Here is an 11,085-nt window from a genome sequence, read left to right on the forward strand (position 1 = left end):
ACATTTTGATGGCACCCAGCTTGCCTGAGCAGCCGGATACCGTTAGTGGCGCACGATCCCTCAACATTTGACCAAGTTCATGTCTGACACGAATCCGAAACCACGCTGGCAAACGTTGGACAGCGACCTGCACCGAATTTCGCGGGTCGAGACCGCCAACATCCATGTCGCGCGCCACCTGCTGGCACCGGGGGTCGCGCTGGCCTTCATGGCGCTGGCCGGGCTGACGGCGGTGGTCCTGTTCGGTCGGGCGGATGGCAGCCATATCGTGGTCGCGGCGGCCGCGTTCGGGGCCTATATGGCGATCAATGTCGGTGCCAATGACGTGGCCAACAACATGGGCCCCGCGGTCGGCGCGAATGTGCTTACCATGGGCGGCGCCATCGTGATTGCCGCCATTGCCGAAAGCGCAGGCGCTTTGCTTGCGGGGGGTGATGTGGTCTCGACCATCTCCAAGGAGATCATCGATCCGGCCTCGGTGCAAAACAGCGAGGTGTTCATCTGGGCCATGATGGCGGCGCTGATATCGTCAGCCATGTGGGTCAACCTGGCAACCTGGATCGGCGCCCCTGTGTCCACCACGCATTCAGTCGTGGGTGGGGTCATGGGTGCAGGCATTGCCGCAGCGGGCCTGAGCGCGGTGAGCTGGGGCACGATGAGCGCAATTGCAGCCAGCTGGGTGATTTCGCCGATACTCGGGGGTGCGGTTGCGGCGGCTTTTCTGGCGCTGATCAGGTCAAAGATCCAGCATCAGGACGACAAGATTGCAGCCGCGCGCAAATGGGTGCCAATCCTTTTGGCGGTGATGGCTGGGGCCTTTGCCACCTATCTGTCCGTCAAAGGCCTGCAACGGATCGTGCATATCGATCCGGAAATGGCCCTGTTGATCGGGTTGGGCGTAGGGCTGCTGACCTGGTCCGTGACCGTCCCGTGGGTCAAGCGCAGATCCGAAGGGATGGAGAACCGAACCCGGTCGCTGAAGACGCTGTTCGGCCTGCCGCTTGTGATCTCGGCCACGTTCCTGAGCTTTGCCCATGGTGCTAATGACGTGGCCAATGCGGTCGGTCCGCTGGCTGCGATTGTCCACGCGGTCGAGTTCGGAGAGTTCGCCGCGAAAGTTCCAATCCCGCTTTGGGTGATGATCATCGGAGCGTTCGGGATTTCCTTCGGTCTGTTTCTGTTCGGCCCCAGGCTGATCCGGATGGTGGGCCGCCAGATCACCAAGCTGAACCCGATACGCGCCTTTTGCGTCGCCCTGTCGGCGGCGATCACCGTAATTCTGGCCAGCTGGCTTGGCCTGCCCGTCAGTTCGACCCATATCGCCGTTGGTGCAGTCTTTGGCGTCGGCTTCTACCGAGAGTGGGATTCCGAGCGCCGGCGCAAACAGGGAAAGCGTCAACGCACAGAACATCACCTTGCCCCGGAAGAATACCGCCGTCGCAAGCTGGTACGGCGGTCGCATTTCATGACCATCGTGGCCGCGTGGGTAGTCACTGTGCCCGCCGCCGCAACCATGTCGGCCGTCATTTACTGGGTGTTGACCGCGTTCGCCTGAGGGAGACCGTCAGAGCCTGATCTGTTCCGGCGACAACGGGTGATCGGGTGCATGCTTGATCAGGTCGGACACCTGCGTGCAGATGGGTGTTGGCACTCCGGTTTCGTGACCCATCCGGATGATGTGACCTTGCAGGCTGTCAATTTCCGTTTGCCGCTCGGCCATGAGGTCATAGGCCATGGACGTTCGCGCGCTGGGGTCGATTGTCAGCATCCGGGCCGCGATGCGGGTGAACAGCGGTGTCGGCAGCCGCAGAATATGCGGGGTCATCCATGCCGGAAGCGGTGTGGTCGAGGCCACGGGATGACCCGCCGCCTTGAGGACGGTCAGCGCCTCGGACATCTGATCCGCCATGAGATTGCGCCAGTCGCGGTTCATCAGCTGATCCACCAACGTGAGGCCCGACAAGGCATTGAGCGCATTGTTCAGGTTGATCACCAGCTTGCCCCATTGCACGGCTTCGATCTGGTCGCTGGACTTTACGGGAAGGTCTGCGCTGCTCAGCTGCGCAGCCAGATCACCGGTGCCGCTTTGGATGACGATCTCTCCGGACGTGGCCCGATGATAGGTGGCAGGGCCGTTTGGCACCACGTTGAACGGAACCATACCCGCACGCACATCGCGCCCCGGCAAGGCCTCACGCAATGTTGCGGCAGCTTCGATACCGTTTTGCCAGGACAGGATCGGGGCATCCTGCCGCGTAAAGCGCTCAATTTGCTCGGCCATGTCTGCGGTTGCACCCGATTTGACGGTGACGATGACCAGTTCGGCCTGATCCAGACAGGCCGGATCTTCGCTGAGCGTCAGGCCCCCGGTCGGAATCGTGACGTCAAGGCCATCAAAGTCAGTGACCTTCAGCCCGTGCTCTCGGATCGGGTCCAGCACACGGGCGCGACCCAGCAGGGTTACAGCGTGGCCCGCACGGGCCAGCAAAGCACCACAGTAACAGCCAATGCTGCCCGCGCCTGCAAGGACAAGATTCATGATACCCCCTCCGGTACACCCGAAAAGGATCACCGCAAACGTCCTGTGACACAAGCCCGCTTGCCCCCGACGTCACGCGCTAGCGGGCCAGCCGGGGTTTGGTGCGCTCAAGCTCTTTGGAAATAGGGATAAATTCCTGATCGTCGCCCGGAGGCAGTTGAAATGCACCATTGGCCCAATCGGCGCTTTTCCACTCACGGGTTGCGGTTTCGATTTTTTCCTTCGAAGACGAAACGAAATTCCACCAGATGTAGCGGTCTTCATTCAGGGTCGCTCCGCCCAGCAGCATCAGCCGTGCGCCCAATGCACCGGCCTTGACAGACAGCTTGTCCCCGGGCCGGAACACCATCATGCGGCCCTCGTCAAACCTGTCGCCCGCGATTTCGACCGAACCTTGCGTAACATAGACACCGCGATCTTCGTGGTCGTCAGGCAGAGGGAAAGACGCGCCGGGTTCCAATTGCACGTCGAGATAGAAGGTTTCGGACAGCATCGTGACCGGGCTGGTTTCACCATAAGCCGAACCCAGGATCAACCGGGCGCTGACGCCTGCATCCTGAATATGCGGCAACGCGGCCTGTTTGTGATGTTCGAAATCTGGGGCCATATCCTCATGCGCTTCGGGCAAAGCAATCCAGGTCTGAATGCCGAACAGGCTGTGTTTCCTGCCGCGTGTTTCGTCACTGGTGCGCTCGGAATGGGTGACACCACGCCCTGCAACCATCCAGTTGACCTCGCCGGGATAGATCATCTGATGTGTGCCAAGGCTGTCACGGTGCTCGAATTCGCCCTGGTACAGATAGGTAACCGTGCCCAGTCCGATATGGGGGTGGGGGCGCACGTCGATGCCGCCTTCGGTGATGAATTCAGCCGGCCCCATTTGATCGAAAAATATGAAAGGGCCTACCAACTGTCGTTTTACCGAAGGCAGCGCGCGGCGCACTTCGAACCCTCCCAGGTCACGGGCACGCGGGATGATTAATGTGTCCAGCGCCGGATTCTCCGAAATGCACTCCGGATTGTGTGTCGGGTTCCAACTCATTTAAGCTCTCCCTTCGTTGCAGATGGTCAGGCCAGCCGCGTTCACTCAGGTAAGAAATAGCCACGCGAAGCCGCCCATAAAGTGCACAATCGCACAGATTGAGTGCGGCGCCGTTCCGATCAACGCGGCCAGAGTTGCGGGAAAAACGGCCCGTCAATCCGATCCCCCTCGCCATAGCCTGCCGCCTCGAACTGCGCACGCTCGTCCTTGGCCCAGTCGCCGCGATACCGGATGACACCATCAGGTGCCGTCATGCGAAGGGTGAAGCGCCGCACCGTTTCCGACGGCGTGGTCGAGGACAACCCGCCATGCAGCGTTCGCATGTCGAAAAAGATACAATCCCCAAGCTCCAGATCCCATTGCAGCAACTCATACGCGCCTGGGTCGGCATTGACATCGGGTGGCGGATGATAGGTCAGCCCGGCGACTTCGGTGGGCTCATAGCTGGGATGTCCATCGACAAACCGCACCCGCATGAACAGCTTGTCCCATAGGTGTGAACCCTTCACGAATGCGATGCCGTTTTCCTTGGTCACGGGTTCCAGCGGCAGCCAAAGGACACACATCGCGCCTTCGAAGTCGAAGTAAGACAGGTCCTGATGGAAGGGCGGGCGCGAGGTCGAGCCGGCCTCGCGCAGGAACCAGTTGTCCATGACAAGGTTGATGGATGGCACCCCCAGCAACCCGGCGGCAAGCGGAGCGCAGGGCGACTTGTGAACGAATTCGTTGAATTGCGGGATTTTGTTCCAGGCCCAGTAGTCTTCGTAATAGCCCGGGGCGTTCGGATCCTTGGTATGACGGGTGAAATTATCCGTCGGCGTGTCAAGGTCGGCGTCGATACCTGCGCGCAGCAATGACAACCAGTCGGATGAGAATTTCGACCGCAGAACAACAGCACCATCGCGTTGGAAGGCGGCAATGTCTTCCTGTGTGACCATATCTGCTGTCGTCATGGAATAATCATCCCGATGTGGTTCGGTGGCCCCGAGCATCGCACCAGGCACCGCCAGAGGTCAAAGAGATTCGTTTCGACGACCCGGAATCACTCACAGAACCGTGAGGACGCGGGGATCCAACCGCGCACGGCCTCGGATTTTGAACGAAACATGCTATGTTTCAGATGGAAGCCGCAGACTGACAAAAGTGGATCGCGTATTGGAGGTTTCTCGATGACAGATGCGTTGATGTCCCGCCGTTCCCTGTTCACCCAAGGTGTTGCCGTGTTGGCAACCGGGGCCGCGGGGCTTTGGGTGCCTGCCCGCGCAGCCGGGATTGCGCCGACGCCTTCGATGCGGGGCGGATCGAACAACTATCGCCCCGGCGCGCCAATCGTGGACCTGATCGGTGGCGGCGGGTTCTGGATGACCGGCACCGTACGACGGGCGGGCGATGGCGCCCCCCTGCCCGGCCAGCGCATACAGATCTGGGCCCATACCACAGAAGGGCACGAGCGTGACCCGCAAAGCCATGGAGCGACCTTGACGGATGAAAAGGGTGAATTCCGCCTGGAAATGCCGCAGATCGTTCCTGCATTCGGTCAACCGCACGGGCATCTGGCCTATGACAGCGGCGCGTTCGAAACCGTGTTCCTGCGGCCTGTGATGTCCAGTTCCAAAGACAAGGCACTGGCTGCGCATTTCGTGTTGCAACCGCTCTGATCCCGGTGATCCGAACCGGTGCCATTTGGGCGACCCTGATCGCCGCCCTTGCCGTTCCCCTGATCGCTGCGGCAGGCAGCCCGTATCTTGCCTGGCGCGATCCAGCCTATATCCTCGCCGGGTTTGCCGGAATTCTGAGCTTGGGCCTGCTGCTGCTGCAACCGCTTCTGGCCGGAAGATACCTTCCGGGCCTGTCCGCAGTGATGAGCCGCCACATTCACCGCTGGATCGGCCTGACCCTTGTGCTGGCGATTGTTGTCCATGTCGCGGGGTTGTGGCTTACCAGCCCGCCGGATGTGGTGGATGCATTGTTGTTCGCATCGCCAACGCCGTTCTCGGCCTGGGGTGTCATTGCCATGTGGACCGCTTTCGGGGTGGCCCTGTTAGGGGTCTTCCGCAAACGTCTGCGCCTGCGTTTTCGTTTTTGGCGGCTGAGCCACACCGCACTGGCCGGGGTGACGATTGTCGGCAGCCTTGTTCACGCCATGCTGATCGAAGGCACGATGGAGATCGTAACCAAAACAGCGCTTTGCGCACTGGTCCTCTTGGCGAGCGCAAGCACGCTCGCCAAATTGAAAGTGTGGGATATCCGTCGACGCCCTTAGACGCCCAGGCACCAGCGCATCACCGCCTTTTGTGCATGCAGACGGTTTTCGGCCTCATCAAAAATGACCGAGTTCGGGCCGTCCATGACCTCGGAGGTCGCTTCTTCCTCGCGGTGGGCCGGCAGGCAATGCATGAACAGCGCATCCGGTTTGGCATGCGACATGAGTTCAGCATTGACCTGATACGGACGCAGCATGTTGTGGCGGCGCTCTTTGGCCGACTGGGAATCATGCATCGAAACCCAGGTGTCCGCGACGACGAGGTCCGCGCCTTCCACCGCTTTGTGCGGATCCCTTTCGATCACGATTTTCGAACCTTTCTGGCGGGCAAACCCCATGAACTCTTCTTCCGGGTCAAGCTGAGCGGGGCCAGTGAAAGTCAGATCGAACCCGAATTGACCGGCGGCGTGCAGGAAGGAAGCGCAGACATTGTTGCCATCGCCGGTCCAGACCACCTTTTTGCCCGCGATGGGGCCACGATGTTCCTCGAATGTCAGAACGTCGGCCATGATCTGGCAGGGATGGGTGCGGTCGGTCAGGCCGTTGATCACCGGAACGTCCGAGTATTCGGCCATTTCGGTCAGGATGGTTTCATCAAAGGTGCGGATCATGATCATGTCGACATAGCGCGACAGCACGCGGGCGGTGTCGGCGATGGTTTCGCCGTGACCCAGCTGCATGTCCTTGCCGGACAGCACCATGGTCTGCCCGCCCATCTGGCGCACGCCCACATCGAAAGACACGCGCGTCCGCGTCGAAGGCTTTTCGAAGATCAGCGCCACCATGCGATCTTTCAGCGGTTGTTCGTCGTCGGGGGCGGCCTTGGGGCGGCCCAAACGCGCCTGTTTCATCACGCCCGCCTGATCGATCATGGCCCGCAGATCGGTGGAATCGGTTTTGTGGATATCAAGAAAATGGTTCATGTCGGTTCGTTTCCTGGCTGTCGGTTGCCGGGGGCGCCGCCCCCGGACCCCCGGAGTATTTGGGAAAAGATGAAAATCAGGCGGTTTGGAGCTGGGTCTCGATCTGCCGGGCAGCCTTGTCGAGGCGGATCGTGGCCTGAGCGATATCGTCCTCTGTCAGGGTGAGAGGCGGCAGAAGGCGGATCACGTTGTCGGCGGCGGGAACGGTGATGACGAGGTTGTCATAACCTGCATTGACCACGTCGATATTGGCAGGCTTGCACTTGAGGCCGAGCATCAGGCCCGATCCGCGCACCTCTTCGAACACGTCGGGGTGATCTGCGATCAGGGCTTCGAGCTTTTGGCGCAGCAGGCCCGCCTTGCGGTTGACGCTTTCCAAAAAGGCGGGTGTTGCCACATGATCGATCACCGCGCAGCCCACGGCGCAGCCCAGCGGGTTGCCGCCATAGGTCGAACCATGGGTGCCTGCTGTCATGCCGCTGGCCGCGTCTTCGGTGGCCAGGACTGCGCCCAGAGGGAAGCCGCCGCCGATGCCCTTGGCGACCATCATGATATCAGGGGTGATCCCAGCCCATTCATGGGCAAAGAGCTTGCCTGTCCGGCCGACCCCGCACTGGACTTCATCAAGGATCAGCAGCAGCCCGTTGTCGTCGCAGATCTGGCGCAGCGCCTTGAGTTCGGCGTCGGGGACCGGGCGGATGCCGCCCTCGCCCTGGATGGGCTCGATCAGGATCGCGGCGGTCTTGTCGGTGATGGCGTCGGTCACGCCGTCGAGGTCTCCGAAGGCCACATGCACGAAACCCGGCAGCAGAGGGCCGAAGCCCTTGGTCATTTTCTCGGACCCGGCAGCGGCGATGCCGGCTGACGACCGGCCGTGGAACGAACCGTCGAAAGTGATGATCTCGACCCGCTCGGGCTGAGCTTTGTCATGGAAATACTTGCGGGCCATTTTTACGGCCAGTTCGCAGGATTCCGTGCCGGAGTTCGTGAAGAAAACCGTATCGGCAAAACTGTTTTCCACCAGCTTGTCTGCCAACGCCTGTTGCTGAGGAATGTTGTACAGGTTCGAGACATGCCACAGCGCATGGGCCTGGTCAGTCAGCGCGGCCACCAATGCCGGATGGGCATGGCCCAGTGCGTTCACGGCGATCCCTGCGCCGAGGTCCAGGAAACGTCGGCCATCCGCCTCGGTCAGCCAGGCGCCTTCGCCCTTCACGAAGGTCAGGGGCGCACGGTTATAGGTCGGCAGAACGGACGGGATCATGGGATCATCCTTTTCAGGTAGTATGAGCCTCGTGAGTGATACACGAAGGCCCTGTTCGTCAACAATTTTGGTGAGGTCTGTGCCGATTTGTCGGGCACACGAGATCAAACAGGCCGGTTACGCAAAGATGCGTCGGCGTCGTAGCAGTTGGATATGCACATGTTTGATCATGGCCGACCGTATAGCGATGCTTGCACAGGTTGGGAAGCCAGTATTTTGCAGGGATCGAATTTTGCCCTTGCCAAAGCCTGTGCAACGGCGCACCGCTTGGCCATGTTCCAACCCAAGCACCACAATCCACCGCTTGCCGCTGCGCTGATTTTTGTCGCCACCGCCTTTATCGCCGCGACGACGCTGCTGGCCAAGGCGCTCGGGACGGATGCGTTGGGCCCGTCCTTGCACGCCATGCAGATCAGTCACGGGCGGTTTCTGTTTGCCCTGCTGGCGATCGTGCTGGCGGTTGCAGCTTTGCGGCCCCGGTTGGTGCGGCCCCATTGGGGGCTTCACGTCGGGCGGACCAGTTTTGGCTGGGCGGGGGTGACATTGATGTTCGCGTCGGTTGCCTTCATTCCGATGGCGGATGCGACGGCCATATCCTTTCTGAACCCTGTCTTTGGTATGGTGCTGGCCATTCCTCTGCTGCACGAGCGGGTTGGTCCTTGGCGCTGGCTGGCGGCGGCTGTCGCCTTGACGGGCGCGTTGATCCTGCTGCGCCCGACCCCCGCCAGCTTTCAGCCTGCCGCGCTTCTGGCGCTGGCGGCGGCTGCGCTGATCGGGATGGAGCTGATTTTCATCAAAAAACTGTCCGGGCGCGAGCCACCGATGCAGATCCTGCTGTTCAATAACGCGATGGGTTTGCTGATCGCCACTTTGGCCGTCAGCTTCGTCTTTCAGATGCCGACCCCGCAGCAGTGGGCGGCATTGGTGGGGATCGGCGTTCTGATGGCCTGTGCGCAGGCCTGTTTCGTCAACGGCATGGCGCGGGCGGATGCATCCTTTGTGGCCCCGATCAGCTATGCCACGCTGATCTTTGCCGCCCTTTACGACTTGGCGGTCTTTGATGTAATCCCCGACTGGATCAGTCTGATCGGGTCTGCGACCATTCTGGCCGGTGGGCTGATCCTGGTCTGGCGAGAAGCGGTGCGGCGCCGCGTCTGAGAGCCTGCCCTGCACGGCGGAAACGGGTGCGCCTGCATCCCGGCCCCGGCCCTTGCAACCGGTCGCGATGGCTGGGCCAGCCTAAGCCTTGAGGCGATATCCGGTGCGCAGCATCAGCCAGGTGATGGTTCCGATCACGAGTGTTGCAAACGTACAAACCGCCATTCCCAGCCACGGAGAGCTGTCGGATACTCCGATCATTCCGTAGCGCAAACCATCTATCAGATAGAACACCGGGTTCAGGTGGGTCAGGCGGTTCAGCACGGGCGGCAGCGCCTCGACCGAGTAGAACGTGCCCGACAGGAAGGCCAGCGGCGTGACGATAAAGTTGGTGATTGCTGCCATCTGGTCGAACTTGTTGGCGAAGATACCGGCAAACAGGCCCAACGCGCCCATGAATGCCCCACCCAGAACAACAAAGGTCAGCGCGATCAGGGGGTGCTGAGGCGCAATGGAGAGCAAGACCAAAAACGCAATCGAGATCACCAGTGCGATCATCACGCCTCGGGCAATACCACCCGCGAGGTAACCCAGCAGAATCTCGAGCGGTGACAGCGGCGGCATCAAAGTATCGACGATATTGCCCTGCACCTTGGCGATCACCATCGAGGACGAGGTATTGGCAAAGGCATTCTGGATCACCGTCATCATCATGATCCCCGGTGCCAGAAACATCACAAACGGCACACCCATGATATCGGGCCGGCTGGGTCCGATGGCGATGGTGAAGATCAACAGGAACAGCCCCGCCGTAACCAGAGGTGCCAGAACCGTCTGCGTCCAGACGGCCAGAAAACGCAGGGTTTCGCGCTGCGCCAGCGTGTACAGGCCCATCCAGTTGACTGCTCCGAAGCGACGCGCGGTCTGATCTGCGGGATTTTGCATGATTTGCCCTCAAGCTGATTCGAAGACAGCTTGTAACTCGGGCAGCAGTGTTTAGAATAGGGGGCTGAGACGAATTCCCAAGGCGGCCCGAATCCGGGGCCGCTTTCCGCTTTTGAAAGGCTAACGATGTCCTGGACAGACGAGCGTGTTGAACTGCTGAAGAAGATGTGGGGCGAAGGCCAGTCGGCCAGCCAGATTGCCAAGGAACTGGGTGGCGTGACCCGCAATGCGGTGATCGGCAAGGTGCACCGCCTGGGCCTGTCGAACCGGACGGCAGGCGCATCCCCGGCCAAGGCGGAACCGAAAGAAAAACCGGCGCCCGCCCCCAAGGCCGAGGCCAAGCCCAAACCTGCACCCAAGACCGAACCGGCGCGTCCGGCCCCGGCCCCGACCGCCGAGGCGAAACCGGTCGTTCCGGCCCGCCGTCAGATCATCCCCGCCGGTCAGCCGCTGCCACCGCAGCCATCGGCCAATGAGATCAGCCCCGAGGCGCTGGCCAAGGTCAACGAGGTTGAAAAGAAAGCCAAGAAGCTGACTTTGATGGAATTGACCGAGAAGACATGCAAATGGCCCGTGGGCGACCCCGCGACCGAGGATTTCTGGTTCTGCGGCCTTCCGGTTGAGGCGGGCAAACCCTATTGCGAGGCGCATGTGGGAGTGGCCTTCCAGCCGATGAGCTCGCGCAGGGATCGTCGGCGGTAATTGCGAACACAAGAACCTAAATCATGTCTATGGAACGTGAAAAGGGCGCAGGCATTTCGCCACGCCTCTACCGGAGACGTTGCATAGTCAAGAACGACGCAAGGCGTAACGGGTTCTTACAAAGAAAACACCCTCGCTGAATGCTGCGAGGGTGTTTTAGTTCGGAGCGTCAGCTTTGCGGACAAAGTTGCCGTAGGCTCATCGCTTTCTGATCCTCCCCCTCTGAAGTGGTCCGCCGTTATGGTTAAGAAAATGGAGGAACCACATGGTGAACAAGCGACCGAAGCCGGAAGAGATTGTCTCGAAGTT

At 60.7% G+C, this 11,085-nt stretch carries 11 protein-coding genes; 5 read left to right on the forward strand and 6 right to left on the reverse strand.

What is annotated here, in order from left to right:
* The first annotated feature begins 79 nt into the window (after positions 1–79).
* Entirely contained in the window at positions 80–1,555 is a 1,476-nt protein-coding gene (locus GS611_RS19530; protein WP_171638202.1) for an inorganic phosphate transporter, read from the forward strand.
* A gap of 9 nt (positions 1,556–1,564) precedes the next feature.
* Here the strand turns inward: GS611_RS19530 and GS611_RS19535 are convergent, their stop codons facing one another.
* The 3 genes from GS611_RS19535 to GS611_RS19545 all read right to left on the reverse strand — a co-directional run bounded on the left by GS611_RS19535 (position 1,565) and on the right by GS611_RS19545 (position 4,534).
* The gene (locus GS611_RS19535; RefSeq protein WP_171638204.1) at positions 1,565–2,539 is read right to left on the reverse strand and encodes a 2-dehydropantoate 2-reductase; all 975 of its coding nucleotides are present in this window, start codon (positions 2,537–2,539) and stop codon (positions 1,565–1,567) included.
* A 79-nt stretch (positions 2,540–2,618) separates the two neighbouring features.
* Entirely contained in the window at positions 2,619–3,581 is a 963-nt protein-coding gene (locus GS611_RS19540; protein WP_171638206.1) for a pirin family protein, read from the reverse strand.
* A 119-nt stretch (positions 3,582–3,700) separates the two neighbouring features.
* Entirely contained in the window at positions 3,701–4,534 is an 834-nt protein-coding gene (locus tag GS611_RS19545; protein WP_171638208.1) for a phytanoyl-CoA dioxygenase family protein, read from the reverse strand.
* A gap of 216 nt (positions 4,535–4,750) precedes the next feature.
* Between GS611_RS19545 and GS611_RS19550 the strand changes: the two genes are divergently transcribed.
* On the forward strand, positions 4,751–5,239 hold the full coding sequence (locus GS611_RS19550) for a twin-arginine translocation pathway signal (protein WP_171638210.1): 489 nt from the start codon (positions 4,751–4,753) through the stop codon (positions 5,237–5,239).
* A gap of 8 nt (positions 5,240–5,247) precedes the next feature.
* Positions 5,248–5,844 carry a ferric reductase-like transmembrane domain-containing protein gene (locus GS611_RS19555; RefSeq protein WP_371732299.1) on the forward strand — a complete coding sequence of 199 codons (597 nt, stop codon included), beginning with the start codon at positions 5,248–5,250 and terminating at the stop codon, positions 5,842–5,844.
* On the opposite strand, the gene argF is transcribed toward GS611_RS19555, so the two are convergent.
* Positions 5,841–6,767, reverse strand: a complete 927-nt coding sequence (gene argF, locus GS611_RS19560; protein WP_152457303.1) for an ornithine carbamoyltransferase — start codon at positions 6,765–6,767, stop codon at positions 5,841–5,843. The two genes, GS611_RS19555 and argF, sit on opposite strands and share 4 nt — an antisense overlap.
* A 76-nt stretch (positions 6,768–6,843) precedes the next feature.
* Positions 6,844–8,031, reverse strand: coding sequence for an aspartate aminotransferase family protein (locus GS611_RS19565; RefSeq protein ID WP_171638214.1), 1,188 nt, complete (start codon positions 8,029–8,031; stop codon positions 6,844–6,846).
* Positions 8,032–8,304: 273 nt separating this feature from the next.
* Between GS611_RS19565 and GS611_RS19570 the strand changes: the two genes are divergently transcribed.
* Positions 8,305–9,189 carry a DMT family transporter gene (locus tag GS611_RS19570; protein ID WP_171638227.1) on the forward strand — a complete coding sequence of 295 codons (885 nt, stop codon included), beginning with the start codon at positions 8,305–8,307 and terminating at the stop codon, positions 9,187–9,189.
* A gap of 81 nt (positions 9,190–9,270) precedes the next feature.
* Here the strand turns inward: GS611_RS19570 and GS611_RS19575 are convergent, their stop codons facing one another.
* A complete protein-coding gene (locus tag GS611_RS19575; RefSeq protein ID WP_171638216.1) occupies positions 9,271–10,074 on the reverse strand; it encodes an ABC transporter permease in 804 nt (267 codons plus the stop codon).
* A 126-nt stretch (positions 10,075–10,200) separates the two neighbouring features.
* Between GS611_RS19575 and GS611_RS19580 the strand changes: the two genes are divergently transcribed.
* Positions 10,201–10,776: a GcrA family cell cycle regulator gene (locus GS611_RS19580; protein WP_152457300.1), complete on the forward strand. Its 576-nt coding sequence runs from the start codon at positions 10,201–10,203 to the stop codon at positions 10,774–10,776.
* The last annotated feature ends 309 nt before the right edge of the window (positions 10,777–11,085 follow it).

Origin of the sequence: Ruegeria sp. HKCCD6119 (assembly GCF_013110585.1) — a bacterium.
GTDB lineage: Bacteria > Pseudomonadota > Alphaproteobacteria > Rhodobacterales > Rhodobacteraceae > Ruegeria.

Excerpts from the sequence above, each read along its gene's own strand:
- GS611_RS19545 (WP_171638208.1), bottom strand. The coding sequence starts at position 4,534 with ATGACGACAGCAGATATGGTCACACAGGAAGACATTGCCGCCTTCCAA.
- GS611_RS19575 (WP_171638216.1), bottom strand. The coding sequence starts at position 10,074 with ATGCAAAATCCCGCAGATCAGACCGCGCGTCGCTTCGGAGCAGTCAAC.
- GS611_RS19535 (WP_171638204.1), bottom strand. The coding sequence starts at position 2,539 with ATGAATCTTGTCCTTGCAGGCGCGGGCAGCATTGGCTGTTACTGTGGT.
- argF (WP_152457303.1), bottom strand. The coding sequence starts at position 6,767 with ATGAACCATTTTCTTGATATCCACAAAACCGATTCCACCGATCTGCGG.
- GS611_RS19550 (WP_171638210.1), top strand. The coding sequence starts at position 4,751 with ATGACAGATGCGTTGATGTCCCGCCGTTCCCTGTTCACCCAAGGTGTT.
- GS611_RS19570 (WP_171638227.1), top strand. The coding sequence starts at position 8,305 with ATGTTCCAACCCAAGCACCACAATCCACCGCTTGCCGCTGCGCTGATT.
- GS611_RS19565 (WP_171638214.1), bottom strand. The coding sequence starts at position 8,031 with ATGATCCCGTCCGTTCTGCCGACCTATAACCGTGCGCCCCTGACCTTC.
- GS611_RS19530 (WP_171638202.1), top strand. The coding sequence starts at position 80 with ATGTCTGACACGAATCCGAAACCACGCTGGCAAACGTTGGACAGCGAC.
- GS611_RS19580 (WP_152457300.1), top strand. The coding sequence starts at position 10,201 with ATGTCCTGGACAGACGAGCGTGTTGAACTGCTGAAGAAGATGTGGGGC.
- GS611_RS19540 (WP_171638206.1), bottom strand. The coding sequence starts at position 3,581 with ATGAGTTGGAACCCGACACACAATCCGGAGTGCATTTCGGAGAATCCG.